The sequence below is a fragment of the Enhydrobacter sp. genome (assembly GCF_030246845.1).
Classification (GTDB): Bacteria; Pseudomonadota; Alphaproteobacteria; order Reyranellales; family Reyranellaceae; genus Reyranella.
This window is the reverse complement of sequence record NZ_CP126889.1, coordinates 3,014,236-3,034,046: the sequence shown is the minus strand read 5'-3', so window position 1 is coordinate 3,034,046 and position 19,811 is coordinate 3,014,236. Positions and strand designations below refer to the sequence as shown.

Below are 19,811 nucleotides of genomic sequence, written 5' to 3'. Positions count from 1 at the left end.
CGAAGAGAGTCCCGCGGATCAGTCGAGGCCGTTGCCGCCATAGAGCCAGTCGAGGACGTTCAGCCATTCGGCCTGGCTCTTGGCGCTCATCACCGCATTGCGCAGCGCCGCGTGCGGACCGTCCGGATGATAGACGTGATCGCCGATCGCGCGCGAGGTGAGCTGCACACGTGCCGTCCGCAGCAGACGGCGGTCGCGATAGAGCGCGAGGCCGGCCGGCAGATCAGTCGGATCGCGGGCCAGCGAATCGGCAAGGCACACGGCATCCTCCATCGCCATGCAGGCGCCCTGCGCCATGTACTGCAGCATCGGATGCGCGGCGTCGCCCAGCAGCGCCACCCGGCCGTCGACCCAGTTGCCGACCGGCTCGCGATCGCACAGCACCCACATCCTCCAGTCGGTGCCGTGACGAATGATGTTCTGGGCGCGATCGCAGACATGCGCGAAGCCGCGCCGGACCTCCTCCACTGGCACCGGCTTGCCGGCCACCGGCTCGGGCGCGTCGTTGTGATAGGTGACGACGAGGTTGAACACCTTCCAGCCCGACAGCGGATAATGGACGATGTGGCACTTCGGGCCGGCCCAGAGCGTCGCCGCATTCCAGCGCAGGTCCTCCGGCATCCGCTCGGTCGGGATCACCGATCGGTAGGTTGTATGGCCCGAGACGCGCGGCGCGCCGTCGCCCACCACCTGCCGCCGCACGTTCGACCACAGGCCATCAGCGCCGATCAGCGCCGCACCGATCACGGTTTCGCCGTTGCCGAGCCGCGCCGTGACTGTCCGGCTGTCCTGGTCGTAGCCCGTGACCTCGCTGCTGACGCTGAGCTCGATCAGCGGATGCTCGCGGCAGCCCTCGAGCAGCACGCCATGCAGGTCACCGCGATGCACGACAGCGTAGGGATTTCCAAAGCGCCTGCGGAAAGCATCGCCGAGATCGATATGCATGATCTCGCCGTCGGCCATCGCATCCATCAATCGGAGCTGGTCGATGTAGACCGCCATGGCGCGTGCCGCCCCGCCGACGCCCAGACGATCGAAGCAGTGGAAGGCGTTGGGCCCGAGCTGGATGCCGGCGCCGATCTCGCCCAGTTGCGACGCCTTCTCAAGGACCAGCGACGCGACGCCCTTTTGCGCCAGCGCCAGCGCCGCCGCCAGCCCGCCGATGCCGCCGCCGGCGATGAGAATCCTATCGCGGTCCGGCAACGATCTTCTCGTCGTGCAGGCGGGCGATCTCGTGGGCGGGAAGGCCCAGGATGCCGGACAGGATCTCGTCGGTGTGCTGGCCGAGCAGCGGCGCCGGCCGTGGCGCATCGCGCGGCGCCGCACCGAACTGCAGCGGCGTGGCGGCCACCGGATAGCGGCCGATGCCCGGTTGGTCGATCACGGTGAAAAGCGGATTGTCGTGCACGGCGTCCTTGTCCTGCAGCAGCTCGCGGAAGGTCATGTACGGCGCCCACAGCGCGCCAGCCTCCTTGAGCACCGCTCCGACTTCACCCGCCGTGTGTGCCGCCACCCACGGTTCGATAATCGCGCAGAGTTCGGCGCGCGCGGTCCAGCGACCGGCATCGGTCTTGAGATCAACGCCCTTCTCCTTCTCGACCGCGGCAAAAGCCCTCGCGAAGCCGCCGGCCTTGGCCAGCGCATCGACATGGCGGTCGGAGAAGATGCAGATCACGACGTACTTGCCATCTTTCGTGCGAAAGTCGCGGCCGAAGGTGCCGAAGATTTCGTTGCCCAGCCGCGGGCGGTCGACGTCATTGATGGCGGCCTCGCCGAGATATCCGAGCGCCGAGGTCGCGGCGAGCGCCATGTCCTGCAGTGGCAGCACGATGCGCTGACCCTGCCCGGTCAGCCGGCGATGCCGTTCGGCGGCAAGCAAGGCCATGGCCCCGGCATAGGCGGTCGCGAGATCCCAAGGCGGCGCCACCGCATTGACCGGGCCTCGATGGTTCGCAGGCCCTGTCACCATCGGAAAGCCGGTGATTGCGTTCACGGTGTAGTCGACCTGCGCCGCGCCATCGCGCGTGCCCATGATGTTGAGCGCAATTAGATCGGCCCGCTTCTTCCGGAGCTCGTCGTAGGATAGCCAGCCGCGCGCCGGCATGTTGGTGGTGAAGATGCCTGCCCCTTCGCCCGGCGCCGTGATCAGCGCCGTCAGCAGCTCGCGACCTTTCGGATTGCGCAGATCGACCGCGATCGAGCGCTTGCCCTTGTTCAGCCCCGCCCAATAGAGCGACCGGCCGTCCTTGGTCACCGGCCAACGGTCGCTGTCGAGCCCGCCACGGATGTCGTCGAAGCGGATCACGTCGGCGCCGAGCTGGGCCAATGTCATGCCGCCCAAAGGGGCCGCGATGAAGGCCGAGCCCTCGACGATACGCAGGCCTGCGAGGATGCCGGTCATGATGCGCTTCCCGCCATCTTCCTGTCCGGAAGATTGTTCTTCCGCTTCTCCAGCCACCAGCCGTATTCGGGGTTCCACATCTCGAAGCTCGCGTCGCAGCCCAGCTCCTGCGCCGCGTGCAGCGCCCAGAACGGATCGTAAAGCGCCTGGCGACCGATCGCGATCAGGTCGGCGTCGCCCGCCTGCAGGATAGCCTCGGCCTGCGGGCCGTCGAGGATGAGGCCGACCGCCATGGTGGAAATGCCGGCGCCGCGCTTGATGGCGGCGGCGAACGGCACCTGAAAGCCTGGCGTGCGCTTCACCGGCAGCGCCGTCGAAAGCCCTGTCAGGCCGCCCGACGAGGTGTCGACCACGTCGACGCCCAGCGCCTTCAGCTCCCTGGCATAAGCGACCGAGTCCTCGACGTCCCAGCCGCCGGCGCCATCGACTGCCGACACACGGATGAACATCGGCTTGTGCTCCGGCCAGTTGGCGCGCACGGCGCGCGCCACGGCGAGCGGAAAGCGCATGCGGCCGGCGCGGTCGCCGCCATACTGGTCGTTGCGCTTGTTGCTGACGGGCGAGAGGAACTGCGCCAGCAGATAGCCGTGCGCGCCATGGACCTCGATCACGTCGTAGCCGGCCACATCGGCCCGCCTGGCGGCTTCACCGAACTTCCGCACGATGTCGTCGATTTCTGCCTCGGAAAGCTGTTTGGGTGTTGGGTAGCCCTCGCCAGCCGGCAGTTCCGACGGACCGACGACCTGCCAGCGCTGCCAGCCGGCGCCCTCCGGCCCGAGCTGGCCCGGCCTGTCGAACGAGCGTGGCGTCGAGCCCTTGCGGCCGGAATGGGTGATCTGGGTGGCGGCGAGCGCCCCTTCCTGCTTCAGGAACCGAGTCAGTCGACGATGGCTTTCGATCTGGCTGTCGTCCCACATCCCGAGATCGCCTTGCGTCACGCGTCCCCGCGGCTCGACGGCGCAGTTCTCGGTGAAGACGATGCCGAAACCGCCCAACGCGAATTTGCCGAGGTGGACCAGATGGTAGTCGTTCACCTGTCCATTGACAGCCCGATACTGGACCATGGGCGAAACGACGGCGCGGTTGGGTGCGGTGACGCTCCGTAGCTTGAGGGGCGTGAAGAGCAGCGGTCTTTGCAAGGGTCGTTCTCCCCAATGGGATGGCTCGCGGGCCGCAGAACATAGACCGGGCCCGTGGCCTCGGCCTATCCTTGCGCCATGCATGACCTCGTCATCCGAAACGGAACCGTGATCGATGGCTCGGGCGCGCCGCGCCGGATCGCCGATGTTGCAGTGCAGGGCGGCCGAGTCGCCGCCGTTGGGCCGAAGCTCGGCGCCGGCAAGCGCGAGATCGATGCCGGCGGGCTGATCGTCGCACCGGGCTTCGTCGACATCCACACCCACTACGATGGTCAGGCGACCTGGGATCCGTTCGTCACACCTTCCTCCTGGCACGGCGTCACGACGACGGTGTTCGGCAATTGCGGCGTGGGCTTCGCGCCGGTGCGGCGCGGCAAGTCGGCCTATCTCATCAACCTGATGGAGGGCGTCGAGGACATTCCCGGCACCGTGCTGAGCGAGGGCGTCAAGTTCGACTGGGAATCCTTTCCGCAATATCTCGATGCGCTGGAGGCGATGCCGCGCGCGGTCGACGTGGCGGCGCAGCTCCCGCATGGTGCGCTGCGCTTCTATGTCATGGGCGAGCGCGGCGCCGATCATGCCGAAGCGCCGGGCGAGCGCGAGCGGGAGGAGATGACGCGGCTCACCGCCGAAGCGCTGCAGGCGGGCGCACTCGGCGTCACCACCTCGCGCACCACCAAGCACAAGGCGCGCGACGGCCGCTTCACGCCGTCACTTTCGGCGCGCGAGGCCGAGCTGCTCGCGCTGGCCGAGGGAATGAAGCGGGCAGGCCGTGGCGTCCTGCAGGTCAATTCCGACTTCGGGCCCGGCGAGTTCGAGGCGCTCAGCGCCGCGGCGGCGCTCGCCGGCCGGCCGCTCTCCGTCCTGCTGGTGCAGGTCGATGCGCAACCCAAGCTCTGGCGTGAGACGCTGGACCAGGTTCACAGCGTGCGGCGCGCCGGCCGGGCCGCCAATGCGCAGGTCGGCTCGCGGCCGATCGGCGTGATCATGGGCCTCGAGACGACGGTCAATCCTTTCGTCGCCCATCCCGTGTGGCGCGAGCTGCGCGACTTCGCCCCGACCGAACGCTACGCCCGCCTGGCCGGCGACGCGGCGCTGCGCACACGCCTGCTCGAGCCACGCAGCGGCGGCGCCGGACCAGCCTTCATGGGAGAGTCATTCCACAAGATGTTCCCGGTCGGCGACCGGCCGGACTATGAGCCGGAGGCGCGGAACTCGGTGGCGGCGGTCGCGCAGCGCACCGGCCGTACGCCGCAGGCGGTCGCGCTCGATGTGCTGATGGCGCAGGAAGGCAAAGGCTTGCTGATGTTGCCCTTCGAGAATTACGCCTATGGCAGCCTCGACGTGGTGCACGAGATGATCACCGATTCTGCGACGGTCCTGGGCGTGGCTGACGGCGGCGCGCATGTCGGTGTCATCTGCGACGCCTCCTCGCCGACCTCGCTGCTCACGCTGTGGGGCCGCGACCGCAAGCGCGGGCCGACCCTGCCGCTGGAATTCCTGGTCGCCAAGCAAACCCGCGGCACGGCCGAAGCCTACGGCCTGCACGATCGCGGGCTGCTGGCGCCGGGCTGCAAGGCCGACATCAACGTGATCGACTTCGATGCCCTGCAGCTCGAGCGGCCCGAGGTCGTCTACGACCTCCCCGCTGGCGGCCGCCGCCTGATCCAGTGCGCCTCGGGTTATCGTCATACCTTCGTCGCCGGCGTCGAGACAGTGCATGACGACGAGCTGACCGGCGAGCGGCCGGGACGGCTCGTGCGGGCTCGATAGCCTCGAGGCGTATGAGCGCCACCGGAGTGGCGCGCTCCGATGAGCGGTCAGAGGAGCGCGCTACTAACGAGAAACAAGAGCAGACGCCCAGTATCGTGTCATCCCGAGCAAATGCGAGGGATCCTTTATCGGCGCCAGCCAAAGATCCCTCGCTCCGCTCGGGATGACACAACCTGTTGCGATCTAAGGCACCCGTTTCATTTTCGAGGGTCACGCTGCCGGTGACGACCTCCAGTAGCGCAGTCAGACCGTCATGTGGCGGCGAACGGCGTCGGCGTCGAAGGTCTCGCGGGTGCCTGACAGCACGATCTCGCCGCGATCCATGACGGCGAAATCGTCGGCAAGCTCCTGGGCGAACTCGAGATACTGCTCCACCAGCAGGATGGCCATGCCGCCGCGCTGACGCAGGAAGGCGATGGCGCGGCCGATATCCTTGATGACCGAGGGCTGGACGCCCTCGGTGGGCTCGTCCAGCACCAGCAGCCTGGGCCGCATGGCGAGCGCGCGGCCGATGGCAAGCTGCTGCTGCTGACCGCCCGAGAGGTCGCCGCCCCGGCGATGCAGCATGCCCTGCAGCACCGGGAAAAGCTCGAAGACCTCGTCCGGCACCTTGCGCAGGTCGCGTTCGAGCGGCGCGAAGCCCGTCTCCAGGTTCTCCTTCACCGTGAGCAGCGGGAAGATCTCGCGACCTTGCGGCACCAGGGCGACGCCGCGCCGAGCGCGCTCGAACGGCGGGAGTCGCGAAACGTCCTGGCCATCGACCGATATCGAGCCTGAAGCGACGGGCTGCAGGCCGACGATGGCGCGCAGCAGGCTCGTCTTTCCGACGCCGTTGCGGCCCAGCAGGCAGGTCACGCGACCGACGGCCGCCGCCAGCGACACCGAGCGCAGCGCCTGGGCGGCACCGTAGAACAGGTCGACGTTCCGAACGGCGAGCACCGCCTAGCGCCCCAGATACACTTCGACCACGCGCGGGTCGGCGCTCACCTGGTCGAGCGTGCCCTCCGCCAGCATCGAGCCCTCGTGCAGCACCGTCACCTTGACGCCGAGCGCGCGCACGAAGCTCATGTCGTGCTCGACCACGACGACCGAATGGGACTTGTTTATCTCGCGCAGCACCTGCGCCGTGGTCTCGGTCTCGACGTCGGTCATGCCCGCGACCGGCTCGTCGACCAGAAGGAGCTTGGGATCCTGCGCCAGCAGCATGCCGATCTCCAGCCACTGCTTCTGGCCGTGGCTGAGCCGCGCCGCCGGCATGTGCTGCTGCGGGCCCATGCGGATCACCGCCAGGACCGCCTCGAGGCGATCGTTCTCGGCCTTGGTCGGCATCGCCGTCAGCAGCCGGTACCAGCTCCGCGGTCCTGCCAGCGCCAGCATGAGATTGTCGCGCACCGTATGATTCTCGAACACGGTCGGCTTCTGGAACTTCCGGCCGATTCCCAGCGTCGCGATCTCGGCCTCGTCGAGGCGGGTGAGGTCGGCCTGGCCGTCGAACACCACCTCGCCCTCGTCGGGACGGATCTTGCCCGTGATCACGTCCATCATGGTGGTCTTGCCCGCGCCGTTGGGGCCGATGATGGCGCGCATCTCGCCGGGCTCGACCAGCAGCGAAAGATTGTTCAGGGCCCTGAAACCGTCGAACGAGACCGTGACGCCGCTGAGATAAAGCAGCGCCGAGGTGGATCTTGGAGTCGGGATCATGTCGTCGCCGTCCTGACGGGTCGCGCCCTGCCCGTCCTGAGCTGCGTCCACAGCCCGACCACGCCCTTGGGCAGGAACAGCGTCACGGCGACGAAGAGGCCCGCCAGCGCGAACAGCCAGGCCTCGGGCAGCGCGCCGGTGAGATAGGTCTTGGCCCAGTTCACCAGGAAGGCGCCGACGACGGGACCGATCAGCGTGCCGCGGCCACCGACCGCGACCCACAGCACGGCCTCGATCGAGTTGCCCGGCGCGAACTCACTGGGGTTGATGATGCCCACCTGCGGCACGTAGAGCGCGCCCGCGATCCCCGCCATGGCGGCCGACAGCACGAAGACGAAGAGCTTGTAGCCCTCGACCCGGTAGCCCAGGAATCGCATGCGGCTCTCGGCGTCGCGTACGGCCGTCAGCGCCTTGCCGAAGCGCGAGCCGACCACGGCGCCGGAGATCGCCAGGAAGAGCGCCAGCATCAGCGCCGAGGCGAGATAGAGGGCCGCGCGCGTGCCATCCGCCTGCAGCGGAAAGCCCAGGATGTCCTTGAAGTCGGTCATGCCGTTGTTGCCGCCGAGCCCCATGTCGTTGCGGAAGAAGGCGAGCATCAGCGCGAAGGTCATTGCCTGGGTGATGATCGAGAGATAGACACCGGTGACGCGGCTCCTGAAGGCGAACCAGCCCAGCGCCAGCGCGAGCGCGCTCGGCACGATCAGGACCATGACCGCGGCGAACCAGAACTGGTCGAAGCCGTGCCAGAACCAGGGCAGCTCCTTGTAGTTCAGGAACACCATGAAATCGGGCAGCACCGGGTTGCCATAGACACCGCGGCTGCCGATCTGGCGCATCAGGTACATGCCCATGCAGTAGCCGCCCAGTGCGAAGAAGGCGGCATGGCCGAGTGTCAGGATGCCGCAATAGCCCCAGACGAGATCGATCGCGAGCGCGAGGGCGGCGTAGCAAAGATACTTGCCGACGAGCTGCAGCACCCACGCCGGCACATGGAGGGCGCTGCCGGCCGGCAGCAAAAGATCGGGGAGAACCGGCACGATGCCCGCCGCCAGCACCAGGGCGATAAGCCAGCGCAGCCTGCGATCGACGCCCTTCCAGAGAAAGCGCGCGATCATTCGACCGCCCGGCCCTTCAGCGCGAACAGCCCGCGCGGACGACGCTGGATGAAGAGGATGATGAAGACCAGCACCAGGATCTTGCCCAGCACCGCCCCCGCATAGGGCTCGAGGAACTTGTTGACGATGCCGAGCGCCGTCGCGCCCAGCAGCGTGCCGAAGAGATTGCCCACGCCGCCGAACACCACGACCATGAAGGAGTCGATGATGTAGCCTTGGCCGAGGTTGGGGCTGACGTTGTCGATCTGCGAGAGCGCGACGCCGGCAAGGCCCGCGATGCCCGAGCCCAGCCCGAAGGTGAGAGCATCGACGCGCGGTGTGCGGATGCCCATCGCCGAAGCCATCGGCCGGTTCTGCGTCACGGCCCGCATATGAAGGCCGAGCGGCGTCTTGCGCAGGATCAGGATCAGGGCCGCGAAGACCACGAGGGCGAAGACCACGATCCAAAGGCGGCTGTAGGTCACGTCGATCTGGCCGACCATGAACGAGCCCGACATCCAGGACGGTGCGCTCACCTCCTGGTTGGTCGGGCCGAAGATCGTGCGAACCGCCTGCTGCAGGCCCAGCGACAGACCCCAGGTCGCCAGCAGCGTGTCGAGCGGCCGACCGTAAAGAAAGCGGATGATGCTGCGCTCGATCAGGATGCCGATTGTGCCCGCCACGAGGAAGGCGAGCGGCAGGGCGATCGCGATCGACGCGTCGAACAGGTGGGGCGTAGAGGCCCGGATCACCTGCTGCACGACGAAAGTGGTGTAGGCGCCCAGCATCACCATCTCGCCGTGGGCCATGTTGATCACGCCCATGGTGCCGAAGGTGATGGCAAGCCCGATCGCGGCGAGGAGAAGGACGGAACCGAGCGAGATGCCGTACCACACGTTCTGCGCGGCTTCCCAGACGGCGAGCGTCTGGCGCAACGAGCCCGCTGCCAGCATTGCCGCCGCCTTGACGTCCCGATCGGGGGACGATGCGGCCGCTTGTAGGATTCCCATTGCGTCGCGATCACCGCGGTCCCTCACCACCGCAACGGCCGCCAGCTTCTCTGTCTTCGACGCACCGTCGGACGCGAGGACGATCGACGCCCGCGCCTCGGCGAAAGCGCGCCTGATGCCGGCATCCTTCTCGACCGGCAGGGCATGTTCGACCGCCGGCAGGGCGGACGGATTGCGCTGCTTGAAGAGGGAATCCGCAGCGCTTCGGCGCATGCCGGGATCGGGATTCATCAGCGTAAGCGCAGCCACGGCGTCGTCGATTGTGCCGCGCAGGCGATTGTTGACGCGCACGCGCTTCAGCTCATCCTCGGAGCCCGTCCCGGCCGCCTTGCCGGTGATCGCATCGGTGAGGGAAAGCCGATCGCCCTCCGCCTTGCCGATGACGACGGCCTTGTCGGCGGTGCGCACGTAAAGCCGTCCCTCACCGAGCGCCTGCAAGATCGGTGCGGCGCGCAGGTCTCGCGATGCCGCCAGCGCGCCAACGGCAGCCTCGCGATCGCTGAAACCGCCGGTCGTCAGGTTGGCGACAAGAGCCGCGAGATCGCTCGCCGATGCGGCACTGGCGAATGCCAGCGAAATGAGCAGCGAGATCACGCCGGCGAGCTTGCGCGAAACGGTCATGTCGGCACTTCAGTTCGAGAAGGTGTCGGGCGGGATGGCAGGCTGCCATCCCGCCGCTACGATTGCCGGGGCCGCCGAGCTACAGCCCCTTGCCGCCGCACTTGCCCGTGCCGACATTGAAATTGCCGCAGCTCATCGGCTTGCGCCAATCGGAAATCAGGTTCTTGGAGTCGGGCAGGTAGTCCGACCATTCGTCGCCGACCACCTCGCCCGGGCTCTGCCACACCACGTCGAACTGGCCGTCCCCCTGAATCTCGCCGACGAACACCGGCTTGGTGATGTGATGGTTCGGCATCATGGTCGCGTAGCCGCCCGTCAGGTTGGGAACCGTCACGCCGACGATGGCATCGATCACCTTGTCGGGATCGGTCGTGCCGGCCTTCTTGACCGCCTCGACCCACATGTTGAAGCCGATCACGTGCGCTTCCATCGGATCGTTGGTCACCCGCTTGGGGTTCTTGGTGAAGGCCCTCCAGTCCTTGATGAAGCGCTCGTTGGCCGGAGTCTTGATCGATTCGAAGTAGTTCCAGGCGGCGAGATGGCCGACCAGCGGCCTGGTGTCGACGCCGGCCAGCTCCTCCTCGCCGACCGAGAAGGCCACGACCGGAATGTCCTTGGCCTTGACGCCCTGGTTGGCGAGCTCCTTGTAGAAGGGCACGTTGGCGTCGCCGTTGATCGTCGAGACGACGGCCGTCTTCTTGCCGGCCGCGCCGAACTTCTTGATCTCGGCCACGATCGACTGCCAGTCGGACTGACCGAACGGCGTATAGTTGATCATGATGTCTTCCGGCTTGACGCCCTTCATCTTGAGGTAAGCCTCGAGGATCTTGTTGGTCGTGCGCGGATAGACGTAGTCGGTGCCAGCCAGCACCCAGCGCTTCACGCCTTCGTTCTCCATCAGATAGTCGACGGCCGGGATCGCCTGCTGGTTCGGCGCCGCGCCGGTATAGAAGACGTTGCGCGAGCTCTCCTCGCCCTCGTACTGCACGGGGTAGAACAGGAGCCCGTCCAGCTCCTCGAACACAGGCAGGACCGACTTGCGGCTGACCGAGGTCCAGCAGCCGAACACCGCCGCCACCTTGTCCTTCTGCAGGAGCTCGCGTGCCTTCTCGGCGAACAGAGGCCAGTTCGAGGCCGGATCGACGACCACGGGCTCGAGCTTGCGGCCCAGAAGCCCGCCTTTCTTGTTCTGCTCGTCGATCAGCATCAGCATGACGTCCTTCAGCGTCGTCTCGCTGATCGCCATCGTGCCGGACAGCGAGTGCAAGATGCCGACCTTGATCGGCGCCTTGTCCTGGGCGACAGCCGTGGCTGCACCGCCGGCCACAAGCGCCAGGGCTACGAGGCCCGCGCGCCAGAGTGATCCCAACTTCATCCCGCTCTCCTTGTTCTTTTCGCGACGGGAAGCCCGCCGCGATCAGGGAAAGCGAAAGCCGTGCCAAGCCAGCCGCGGAAAGTACGTCGTGCGGCCGTGAAATGGCCGAATGTCCAGCCAATGACTGAAGAATCGACGCCGAGAGACGGAGCCCGCCTGGGAAAACCGGACGACCAACCGAAGCGGCCCTATTCGTTCTCGCGGCGATGACCATGACGTGCACGCAGGTCGGGGTGATGGGCCGCAGCGGTAGCGCTGTTCTTTTGGGCAGGCTTCTGCCCAGGAATCTGTCACCTGCCCCGACTCGGCCCGACTGCAGGATCAGCGCGTCGGCAGGCCGCCCTGGTGCAGGATGAAGGCCGCGACCTCGTCGACGCCCTTGTTCTCCTTGAGGTTGGTGAACAGGAACGGCCGCTGGCCGCGCATCCTGCGCGCATCGCGGTCCATCACGCCGAGGTCGGCACCCACCAGCGGCGCAAGATCGATCTTGTTGATCACCAGCAGGTCGGAGCGCGTGATGCCGGGGCCACCCTTGCGCGGGATCTTCTCGCCAGCGGCCACGTCGATCACATAGATCGTGAGATCGGCCAGCTCGGGGGAAAAGGTGGCGGCAAGGTTGTCGCCGCCCGATTCGACGAACACGATCTCGAGCCCGGGCCACTTGCGCACGATGTCGGCCACGGCGGCGAGGTTGATCGAGGCATCCTCTCGGATCGCCGTATGCGGACAGCCGCCCGTCTCCACGCCCACGATGCGCTCCGGCGCCAGCGCGCCGGCGCGGGTCAGGAACTCGGCGTCCTCCTTGGTGTAGATGTCGTTGGTGACGACCGCGATGTCGTAGGTCGCCCGCATCTTCTTGCAGAGGCGCTCGACGAGCGCCGTCTTGCCCGATCCCACCGGACCGCCGACACCCACCCGCAAGGGACCCCGCAAATCCATCCTGAGTGCTCCTGTCGGTTTCTGTCGCGCTGGCGGCGTCACGAGCGGAACAGGCGCGTGTACTGGGTCTCGTGCCGCATCGAGCACCAGTCGAGCAGAGGCGTTTCCGTGCCCACGTCGTCGAGGTCGGCGACGGCAAGCGCCGCGCCGGCCGCGCGCCTCACCGCACTTTCCAGGGTGGCCAGGGCCAACTGGCCGTCGCTCTGGCCGAGCGGGACGACACGCACGGCCGCCGAGATCAGATTGGCCGCGAAGGCATGGAGATAGCCGCCGAGCGCCATCTCGAGTGCGATGCCATGCACGGCGGCCGCCAGCGCCACGGCGACCGGCAGGGCAATCTCGCCGCCTGTCCGCGCGTGCACCGCGTCGAGGTCGGGATGCGGCCAGGCCGTCCGGGTGATGGCCAGGAACGCGCTCCCCTGCTGGCGCGATTCGAGGGCCATCTCCGACGTGCCGCGCCAGGCGGCGGCCCGTTCGGCGACGGCGTCGAAGGTCGGCCAGCCCTTCGCGTCGGCGGCGCGCCAAGCCGCCGCAAACAGCGCTCCGTCGACCCGGCCGGTGCCCCCGCGCAGGATGCTCTCCAGCCATGCAATCAGCGATGCGCGATCCGTGACAAAGCCTTCTTCCATGGCGGTCTCGATGCCATGGCTGTAGCTGAAGGCGCCGATCGGATAGGCCGGCGACAGCCAGGCCAGCAGCCGGTACAGCGCATCAGCCATGGCGTTCGCCATGAAGCGTGCCATGGTGATGGCCGGGGTCGTGATTGTGCTGGCCATAGGCGCCGCCCTCGGGGTCGAACGCCGCCCTGACATTGCGCATCTCCGCGCCGAGCCCCTTCAGCATATCGACGATGACATGGTCCTCGCGGATCAGAATGCGGTCGTGCGCGATCTCGGCCGGCAGGTGCCGATTTCCGAGGTGCCAGGCGATCCGGGCGAAGGACGCGGCATCGCGGCCACGCACCTCGACCAGGTCCTCCTCGGCCGCCTTCACCTCGACATAGCCGCCTTCCTCGAGCCGCAGCCCGTCGCCGGTGTGCAGCACGATCGGCTCGACGAGATCGAGCAGGAAGTCGGTGCCGCCGTCGCCCAGCATCCTGAGGCGCCGGCGATAGCGGTCGTCGAACAGCAGGGTGACGGTGTCGATCTTCTCCGCCAGCGGCCAGCGGCCGGTGCGGACGACCTCGATGGCGCGTTTCATATGCTGCGGATAGAAGAAGATTGCGCCACCGCAGTGGCGCGTTCCCTTGAGCGCCCATCGGAGCGCGCAACTCCAGCAGCGCCCACGCGGTATTGAGGCGGTTCGCGCCGCCAGCGATGACGCATGGCAGGCCTCAAAACAAGAAATACCGTTGTGCCATCGGCAGAACCTTCGCGGGCTCGCAGGTCAAGAGCTCGCCGTCGGCGCGGACCTCGTAAGTCTCGGGATCGACCTCGATCCGGGGACACAGCGAATTGTGCACCATGTCCTTCTTGCCGATCTTGCGCGTCCCCTTCACGGCCACCATCGGCCGGCTCAACCCCCATTTCTTCGCCACGCCCTTGGCGATCGCCGCCCGGGAGGTGAACAGGACCGGGCTCGCCACGAGGCTTCGCCCCAAGGCGCCGAACATCGGACGGTAGTGGACCGGCTGCGGCGTCGGGATCGAGGCGTTGGGATCGCCCATGGGCGCCGCCGCGATCGAGCCGCCGATCAGCACCATGTCGGGCTTGGCCCCGAAGAAGGCCGGCGCCCAGATCACGAGATCGGCGCGCTTGCCGACCTCGACCGAACCCACGTGCCTCGAAATGCCGTGGGTGATCGCCGGATTGATCGTGTACTTGGCCACGTAGCGCTTGGCGCGGCGATTGTCGTTGTCGCCCTGCTCCTCGGCGAGCCGCCCGCGCTGCTTCTTCATCTTGTCGGCGGTCTGCCAGGTCCGGATGACGACCTCGCCGACACGCCCCATCGCCTGGCTGTCGGACGACATCATCGAGAAGGCGCCGATGTCGTGCAGGATATCCTCCGCGGCGATGGTCTCCTTGCGGATGCGGCTTTCGGCGAAGGCCACGTCCTCGGGGATGCGCTTGTCGAGATGGTGGCAGACCATCAGCATGTCGAGATGCTCGTCGACGGTGTTCGCGGTGTAGGGCATCGTCGGATTGGTCGAGCTCGGCAGCACGTTCTTCTCGCCAGCGAGCCGGATGATGTCGGGCGCATGGCCGCCGCCGGCGCCCTCGGTATGGAAGGTGGCGACGGTCCGGCCCTTGAAGGCGGCCCGCGTCGTCTCGACGAAGCCCGCTTCGTTCAGCGTGTCGGTGTGGATGGCGACCTGCACATCCATCCGGTCGGCAACGGACAGACAGTTCTCGATCGCGGCGGGTGTGGTGCCCCAGTCCTCGTGCAGCTTGAGACCGCAGGCGCCGGCCTCGACCTGCTCGCGGATGCCGGCCGGCTTGCTCGTATTGCCCTTGCCGAAGAAGCCCAGATTCATCGGCAAACCCTCGGCCGCCTGCAGCATGCGGCCGAGATGCCACGGTCCCGGCGTCACCGTGGTTGCCAGCGTGCCGTGCGCCGGGCCGGTGCCACCGCCGATCATGGTGGTGATGCCGCTGCAGAGCGCCTCCTCGACCTGCTGAGGGCAGATGAAATGGATGTGGCAGTCGATGCCGCCAGCCGTCACGATCTTGCCTTCGGCGGCGATCACCTCAGTGCCCGGGCCGATCACGATGCCGACGCCCGGCTGCACGTCCGGATTGCCGGCCTTGCCGATGGCCGTGATGCGGCCATCCCGAAGGCCAATGTCGGCCTTCACGATACCCCAGTGATCGAGGATCAGGGCATTGGTGATCACCGTGTCGACGGCGCCCTGCGCGCGAGTGCGCTGGCTCTGCCCCATGCCGTCGCGGATCACCTTGCCGCCGCCGAACTTCACCTCTTCGCCGTAGATCGTGTGGTCCCTCTCGACTTCGATGAAGAGGTCGGTATCGGCGAGCCGAACCTTGTCGCCTGTCGTCGGACCGAACATGCCGGCATAGGCCGCGCGCGAGATGCGCGTCGGCCCTTCGTTGGCCATGCCGGTCCTGGCGACCGGACCGAGCTTGCCCGAGACCTTGGCCTGGAAGCCATGCGCCTCGCGCGCGCCCAGATAGGGCGTGAGCCGCACCGTGCGCGACTGGCCGGGCTCGAAGCGCACCGCCGTGCCGGCAGGAATATCGAGCCGCATGCCTCTGGCGCGCTTCCTGTCGAATTTCAGCGCCTCGTTTGTCTCGAAGAAATGATAGTGGCTGCCGACCTGGATCGGCCGGTCGCCGCTGTTCGCCACCTCGACGGTCACGGCATGGCGGCCCCTGGCGACGTTGAGCTCGAGATCGCCCGGCCCGGTAAGGATCTCGCCTGGCTTCACGGAAGTGACTCCTCAGCGGATCGGATTGTGGACGGTGACGAGCTTGGTGCCGTCGGGAAAGGTCGCCTCGACCTGGATCTCGTGGATCATCTCGGCCACCCCCTCCATCACCTGCTCGCGTCGAAGCACCGCCCCGCCGTGGCGCATCAGCTCCGCCACCGAACGGCCGTCGCGGGCACCCTCGACCACGAAATCAGTGATCAGCGCCACCGCTTCGGGATGGTTGAGCTTGACGCCGCGCTCGAGACGGCGGCGCGCCACGTTGGCGGCCATGGCGACAAGCAGCTTGTCCTTTTCGCGAGGCGTGAGATTCATTGCCTGCGTTCCCCCAGCTTCATCGTTCGACTATAACCGGTGGGGACAAGCATCAAACATGCCAAACGCGCGGCAGGCGCCGGCCGCGAAGATCGCCGAGGAAGCGCACCGCTGCCCGTCGCACCGCACTCGCTTCGCCCAGCAGCCGCGCCACCAGAACGCCACTGACCAGCGTGACCCCGGCGCGCACTGTCCCCGCGTCATCGAGGAGCGCCTGCACCTTCTCGAAGTGCGGTCCCGGCGTCTCCCAGACACCGATCACGGTCGCAAGCCCGTTGGCGGCGCCAAAGCCGGCTCCGCCCGATGTCTCGCCTTCGACCCGCAGCACGTCCGTCCAGGCGAGCCGGCCCGCCCGGTACACCGACCAGGCGTCGAGCAGCAGGCCGTCGGTGAAGCGCTCGCCCGAGGCGGCGCGGCCCAGCACCACCATCTCGCAAGCCAGCAGCGATCCGCCGACGGCGACCCGAGCCACGGTGCGGCGCTTCAGCCGCGCGCCCTGGAAGACGATCGTCTCCTGTGGCAGCCAGTCGAGCGCCGCCTCTTTGCCCACGGTCAGGGCGACGTCGATGCCGCAATGCTCGACCGGGCCGGCGGCACGGTAGATCTTTTCCGCGGCCTGGGTCGTCGCCACGACCTGCGTGCCGGCCGCCGCTTCCACGGTCATCCGCAGCCTGTCGCCATCGGTGACACCGCCCGAGGTCGTGAGCAGGACGGCTTCCGGCGGATCGCCGGGTTCCGGATCGGGGAACAAGACCCGGCAGGGATCGCGTTGATAGAGATCGGCGAGCCTTGTCGTGCCGTCGCGCACCTCGAAAACGACGCGACTCTCGCCGGAGGCGCGTTGCAGGCGGGGACGGGTGGCATTCATCGGCCCGCCCTTGATAGATTACGGACCGACATGAGCAAAGCCTTCACCAAGGAAAGCGACGCCGAGCTGGGCGACGACCTGCCCGAGGATACGGGCGGGCTGCCGGCCGGATCGAAGAACTACATGACGCCGCAGGGATTCGCGCGGCTGCGCGAGGAACTGATGACGCTCATGCGCAAGGAGCGGCCGGAAGTCGTGCAGGTCGTGTCCTGGGCCACCGCCAACGGCGACCGATCGGAAAACGGCGACTATCTCTACGGCAAGAAGCGCCTGCGCGAGATCGACCGGCGCATCCGCTTTCTCAGCAAGCGGCTGGAACGCTCGGAGGTGGTCGATCCCGCGACGCGCCCCAAGACCGACCAGGTCTTCTTCGGCGCCACCGTGACCTGGGCGAACTCCCGGGGTGAGGAGCGCAAGGTCAAGATCGTCGGCATCGACGAGGTCGAGCCGGCCAGGGGCCATGTGAGCTGGATCTCGCCCATCGCCAAGGCGTTGCTGCGCGCCTACGAAGGCGACGTCGTCAAGATGCGCACGCCGGGCGGCGTCGAGGAGATCGAGATCGTGAAGGTGGAGTATCGCTGACAGCACACTTTCGTGTCATTTGCGATGTAGCTCCTCGAGCAGCCGATCGACGAACTCGGACGAGTGGCCCAGCAGTGCCTGCTCGTCGCCGAGCTCGGTCCGCAACTGGCCCAACGCCTCGACGAACGAGCCGCCCTTGGCCAGTGCTTTCTCGACCAGGGCGGCGGCCTTCTGCTTGCCCATCTTCCCGGCCAGCAGGAAGGTGGCGCGCTCGGCGAAGACGGCGGCGTCGGCAGCATCCATGTTAGCCTGGATCGCATCCGTGTCGATCACGAGGCCGGGCGCCACCTCGGCCATCGCCTGCAGGGACGAGCCAAGCGTCTCGACCAGCGCCGCCAGGGTCGGCCACTCGGATTGCCAGCCGCCCAGCGCGCGCTCGTGCTCCTGCACCATCCCCGACACGATCGTCGCCGCGAGATGGGGCGCGCGATTGGCGGCCGCCAGCACCAGCGTCGACCCTACGGGATTGCGCTTGTGCGGCATGGTCGACGAGCCGCCGCGGTCCGGACCGGACGGCTCCGATGCCTCGCCAACCTCGACCTGCATCATGAGCGAAATGTCGCGCGCGGCCTTCCCCAGCGCGCCGCAGACCAGCGTGCAATCCTGCGCGAACGCCGCAAGGCGTACGCGCTGCGCGAACCAGGGCGCGGGCGCCAGGGCGAGCTCGAGGTCCGTCGCCAGCGCCGTCATCACCGCCTCGGCCTTCCCGCCCAGCGCCGAGAGCGAGCCCGAGGCGCCACCGAACTGCAGGACCTGCGTCTCGGCGAAGCTCTCGGCCAGGCGGCGCCTGGCGCGGTCGAGATCCGATGCCCAGCCCGCGATCTTCTGGCCGAGCGCTAGCGGCGTCGCCGGCTGCAGGAGCGTGCGGCCCAGCATCGGCGTGGCGCGATGCTTCTTCGCCAGAGTGGCAAAGGCGGCAACGATGCCTTCGATCTCCTTCAGGAGCGGCGGCAACGCCTCCCCGAGCTGCAGCACCATCGCCGTATCGATCACGTCCTGGCTGGTCGCGCCCCAATGGACATAGCCGGCAGCGTCCGGATCGCGTTTGGCGACCTCCGCGGTGAGCGCCTTCACGACCGGTACCGTCAAGGTCGCCGTACGGCGCGCCGCTTCGGCAAGCGGTTCGGGGTCGTACAGCGCTGGATCGCATGCGGCCGCGACTATGCCGGCGAATTTCTTCGGGATCAGACCAGCCTGCGCAACGGCGCGCGCCAGAGCCGCCTCGAAACGCAGCATGTGGCGCAGGGTCGCCGCATCCGAAAAGGCCTCGGCTGCAGCCGGCGCCGCTCCCAGGGCATTCACCAGCCGGCCGGCCATCGCCTCAGCAATCGAAGAAGACGGTTTCGTTCGGCCCGCCGAGACGGATCGGCAGGCGCCACATTCCCTCGGCATCCCGCTTGGCGAGCAGCGTCGCGCGCCGCTTGGGCTCGATCATCTTGAGCACGGGATCCTCCGCATTGGCCGGATCGCCGTCGAAATAGAGGCGCGTCGCCAGACGGTTGAGCAGGCCGCGCGCGAAGATCGAGACATTGATGTGCGGCGCCTGCAGGCCGCCTTCGGGCCACGGCACGCGGCCGGGCTTGATAGTGCTGAAATGGCTGCAGCCGTCGGTGTAGGTCGAGGCGCGGCCGAAGCCGTCGAAGCCCGGATCGAGCGGCAGGTTGCGGCGGTCCTCGGGATGGTTGTAGCGGCCGTGGCTGTTGGCCTGCCAGATCTCGAACAGCCCGTCGGGCACGACGGCACCGTCCGCGTCGTGCAGGCTCAGCACGATATCGATTCGCTCGCCGGCCACGCCCGGCGGCGCGAGGTCGTGACGATAGGCCTTGATCAGCGTGCCGAAATAGAACGGCCCGATCGTCTGCGAGGGCGTCAGCTCGTTCGACATGAGCTCATTCCATGGGTGTGGCGTTGCGTCCGCGCAGCACGATGTCGAAGCGATAGGCGATTGCCCATTCGGGCCGGGTCGCCTCCATGTCGAATGCCGCCTGCAGGCGATGTCGCGCGCCTTCCGGCACCGAGTTGTAGATCGGGTCGAAGGGAAGCAGCGGGTCGTTGGGAAAATACATCTGCGTGATCAGGCGCGTGGCGAAGGCCGGTCCGAACAGCGAGAAGTGAATGTGAGCCGGCCGCCAGGCGTTGTGGTGGTTCTTCCACGGATAGGCGCCGGGCTTGATGGTGATGAAGTGATAGCGCCCTTCCGTATCCGCCCGCGCCCGGCCGCCGCCGTAGAAATTCGGATCGAGCGGTGCGTCGTGCTGATCGCCGGGATGATGATAGCGGCCGGCAGCATTGCATTGCCAGATTTCGACCAACGCCTGCGGCACGGGCCTGCCGTCCTCGTCGAGGACGCGGCCATGGACGACGATGCGCTCGCCGAGCGGCTCACCCATGCGCTGCCGCGTGAGATCGTTCTCGAGCGCATCGAGCCGCTCGGTCACCAGCAATGGGCCGGTCACCTCCGACAGCGTATGCGGCAGCACCACCGCCGCCTGACGCGGCGCGCGTCCCGGGGTCGACCTGTATTCCGGCGAGAGATTGGGCGGATGCGTGCCGATGGGCGCGCGGCGATAGATTTCCTGAGTCATGACAGGCAGACGTGATCTTGTGA

General features: G+C 67.5%; 19 protein-coding genes. 2 read left to right on the top strand and 17 right to left on the bottom strand.

From position 1 onward, the window contains the following. Positions 1 to 18: 18 nt before the first annotated feature. Genes OJF58_RS15185 through OJF58_RS15175 form a run of 3 tightly spaced genes read right to left on the bottom strand, consistent with a single transcriptional unit; the run spans position 19 to position 3,540 of the window. Positions 19 to 1,203: a 3-hydroxybenzoate 6-monooxygenase gene (locus tag OJF58_RS15185; RefSeq protein ID WP_300778533.1), complete on the bottom strand. Its 1,185-nt coding sequence runs from the start codon at positions 1,201 to 1,203 to the stop codon at positions 19 to 21. After that, on the bottom strand, positions 1,187 to 2,401 hold the full coding sequence (locus OJF58_RS15180) for a CoA transferase (RefSeq protein ID WP_300778532.1): 1,215 nt from the start codon (positions 2,399 to 2,401) through the stop codon (positions 1,187 to 1,189). The genes OJF58_RS15185 and OJF58_RS15180 overlap by 17 nt, the downstream gene beginning before the upstream one ends. Then, positions 2,398 to 3,540 (bottom strand): NADH:flavin oxidoreductase/NADH oxidase, encoded by a 1,143-nt coding sequence (locus OJF58_RS15175; RefSeq protein ID WP_300778531.1) that lies wholly within the window; start codon positions 3,538 to 3,540, stop codon positions 2,398 to 2,400. The genes OJF58_RS15180 and OJF58_RS15175 overlap by 4 nt, the downstream gene beginning before the upstream one ends. A gap of 108 nt (positions 3,541 to 3,648) precedes the next feature. Between OJF58_RS15175 and OJF58_RS15170 the strand changes: the two genes are divergently transcribed. Then, a complete protein-coding gene (locus OJF58_RS15170; RefSeq protein ID WP_300778530.1) occupies positions 3,649 to 5,313 on the top strand; it encodes an amidohydrolase family protein in 1,665 nt (554 codons plus the stop codon). Positions 5,314 to 5,556: 243 nt separating this feature from the next. On the opposite strand, the gene urtE is transcribed toward OJF58_RS15170, so the two are convergent. From urtE to OJF58_RS15115, 11 genes are all read right to left on the bottom strand, one after another. Then, a complete protein-coding gene (urtE, locus tag OJF58_RS15165) occupies positions 5,557 to 6,252 on the bottom strand; it encodes an urea ABC transporter ATP-binding subunit UrtE (protein ID WP_300778529.1) in 696 nt (231 codons plus the stop codon). Positions 6,253 to 6,255: 3 nt separating this feature from the next. Beyond that, the gene (urtD, locus tag OJF58_RS15160) at positions 6,256 to 7,014 is read right to left on the bottom strand and encodes an urea ABC transporter ATP-binding protein UrtD (protein WP_300778528.1); all 759 of its coding nucleotides are present in this window, start codon (positions 7,012 to 7,014) and stop codon (positions 6,256 to 6,258) included. Then, complete coding sequence (urtC, locus tag OJF58_RS15155) at positions 7,011 to 8,129, bottom strand: urea ABC transporter permease subunit UrtC (protein WP_300778527.1); 1,119 nt, start codon at positions 8,127 to 8,129, stop codon at positions 7,011 to 7,013. Before urtC ends, urtD begins: the two co-directional genes overlap by 4 nt. Continuing rightward, positions 8,126 to 9,739, bottom strand: coding sequence for an urea ABC transporter permease subunit UrtB (gene urtB, locus OJF58_RS15150; RefSeq protein ID WP_300778526.1), 1,614 nt, complete (start codon positions 9,737 to 9,739; stop codon positions 8,126 to 8,128). The genes urtC and urtB overlap by 4 nt, the downstream gene beginning before the upstream one ends. A 79-nt stretch (positions 9,740 to 9,818) precedes the next feature. Continuing rightward, positions 9,819 to 11,114, bottom strand: a complete 1,296-nt coding sequence (gene urtA, locus OJF58_RS15145) for an urea ABC transporter substrate-binding protein (RefSeq protein ID WP_300778525.1) — start codon at positions 11,112 to 11,114, stop codon at positions 9,819 to 9,821. A gap of 321 nt (positions 11,115 to 11,435) precedes the next feature. Continuing rightward, positions 11,436 to 12,053: an urease accessory protein UreG gene (gene ureG, locus OJF58_RS15140; protein ID WP_300778524.1), complete on the bottom strand. Its 618-nt coding sequence runs from the start codon at positions 12,051 to 12,053 to the stop codon at positions 11,436 to 11,438. 38 nt (positions 12,054 to 12,091) lie between these two features. Then, a complete protein-coding gene (locus tag OJF58_RS15135; RefSeq protein WP_300778523.1) occupies positions 12,092 to 12,829 on the bottom strand; it encodes an urease accessory UreF family protein in 738 nt (245 codons plus the stop codon). After that, positions 12,765 to 13,253, bottom strand: coding sequence for an urease accessory protein UreE (locus tag OJF58_RS15130; protein ID WP_300778522.1), 489 nt, complete (start codon positions 13,251 to 13,253; stop codon positions 12,765 to 12,767). Before OJF58_RS15130 ends, OJF58_RS15135 begins: the two co-directional genes overlap by 65 nt. Positions 13,254 to 13,386: 133 nt before the next feature. Beyond that, a complete protein-coding gene (gene ureC / locus OJF58_RS15125; protein ID WP_300778521.1) occupies positions 13,387 to 15,438 on the bottom strand; it encodes an urease subunit alpha in 2,052 nt (683 codons plus the stop codon). Positions 15,439 to 15,450: 12 nt separating this feature from the next. Next, positions 15,451 to 15,753, bottom strand: coding sequence for an urease subunit gamma (locus tag OJF58_RS15120; RefSeq protein WP_300778520.1), 303 nt, complete (start codon positions 15,751 to 15,753; stop codon positions 15,451 to 15,453). 52 nt (positions 15,754 to 15,805) lie between these two features. Further along, on the bottom strand, positions 15,806 to 16,621 hold the full coding sequence (locus OJF58_RS15115) for an urease accessory protein UreD (protein WP_300778519.1): 816 nt from the start codon (positions 16,619 to 16,621) through the stop codon (positions 15,806 to 15,808). Positions 16,622 to 16,651: 30 nt separating this feature from the next. Here OJF58_RS15115 and greB point away from each other — a divergent pair, with 30 nt between their 5' ends. After that, entirely contained in the window at positions 16,652 to 17,203 is a 552-nt protein-coding gene (gene greB / locus OJF58_RS15110) for a transcription elongation factor GreB (RefSeq protein WP_300778518.1), read from the top strand. A 15-nt stretch (positions 17,204 to 17,218) separates the two neighbouring features. Here the strand turns inward: greB and pcaB are convergent, their stop codons facing one another. From pcaB to pcaH, 3 genes are read right to left on the bottom strand one after another with little or no spacing between them, the layout of a single operon-like run. After that, positions 17,219 to 18,520: a 3-carboxy-cis,cis-muconate cycloisomerase gene (gene pcaB / locus OJF58_RS15105; RefSeq protein ID WP_300778517.1), complete on the bottom strand. Its 1,302-nt coding sequence runs from the start codon at positions 18,518 to 18,520 to the stop codon at positions 17,219 to 17,221. A 4-nt stretch (positions 18,521 to 18,524) separates the two neighbouring features. Beyond that, positions 18,525 to 19,088, bottom strand: coding sequence for a protocatechuate 3,4-dioxygenase subunit alpha (gene pcaG, locus OJF58_RS15100; RefSeq protein ID WP_300778516.1), 564 nt, complete (start codon positions 19,086 to 19,088; stop codon positions 18,525 to 18,527). Positions 19,089 to 19,092: 4 nt separating this feature from the next. Next, positions 19,093 to 19,788, bottom strand: a complete 696-nt coding sequence (gene pcaH, locus OJF58_RS15095) for a protocatechuate 3,4-dioxygenase subunit beta (RefSeq protein ID WP_300778515.1) — start codon at positions 19,786 to 19,788, stop codon at positions 19,093 to 19,095. Positions 19,789 to 19,811 lie beyond the last annotated feature (23 nt).

Bases quoted from the DNA above. Each gene is read 5' to 3' on its own strand.
- OJF58_RS15115 (WP_300778519.1), bottom strand. From the start codon at position 16,621: ATGAATGCCACCCGTCCCCGCCTGCAACGCGCCTCCGGCGAGAGTCGC.
- pcaH (WP_300778515.1), bottom strand. From the start codon at position 19,788: ATGACTCAGGAAATCTATCGCCGCGCGCCCATCGGCACGCATCCGCCC.
- OJF58_RS15130 (WP_300778522.1), bottom strand. From the start codon at position 13,253: ATGAAACGCGCCATCGAGGTCGTCCGCACCGGCCGCTGGCCGCTGGCG.
- pcaB (WP_300778517.1), bottom strand. From the start codon at position 18,520: ATGGCCGGCCGGCTGGTGAATGCCCTGGGAGCGGCGCCGGCTGCAGCC.
- urtC (WP_300778527.1), bottom strand. From the start codon at position 8,129: ATGATCGCGCGCTTTCTCTGGAAGGGCGTCGATCGCAGGCTGCGCTGG.
- urtD (WP_300778528.1), bottom strand. From the start codon at position 7,014: ATGATCCCGACTCCAAGATCCACCTCGGCGCTGCTTTATCTCAGCGGC.
- pcaG (WP_300778516.1), bottom strand. From the start codon at position 19,088: ATGTCGAACGAGCTGACGCCCTCGCAGACGATCGGGCCGTTCTATTTC.
- urtA (WP_300778525.1), bottom strand. From the start codon at position 11,114: ATGAAGTTGGGATCACTCTGGCGCGCGGGCCTCGTAGCCCTGGCGCTT.
- OJF58_RS15120 (WP_300778520.1), bottom strand. From the start codon at position 15,753: ATGAATCTCACGCCTCGCGAAAAGGACAAGCTGCTTGTCGCCATGGCC.
- ureG (WP_300778524.1), bottom strand. From the start codon at position 12,053: ATGGATTTGCGGGGTCCCTTGCGGGTGGGTGTCGGCGGTCCGGTGGGA.
- OJF58_RS15180 (WP_300778532.1), bottom strand. From the start codon at position 2,401: ATGACCGGCATCCTCGCAGGCCTGCGTATCGTCGAGGGCTCGGCCTTC.
- greB (WP_300778518.1), top strand. From the start codon at position 16,652: ATGAGCAAAGCCTTCACCAAGGAAAGCGACGCCGAGCTGGGCGACGAC.
- urtB (WP_300778526.1), bottom strand. From the start codon at position 9,739: ATGACCGTTTCGCGCAAGCTCGCCGGCGTGATCTCGCTGCTCATTTCG.
- OJF58_RS15135 (WP_300778523.1), bottom strand. From the start codon at position 12,829: ATGGCCAGCACAATCACGACCCCGGCCATCACCATGGCACGCTTCATG.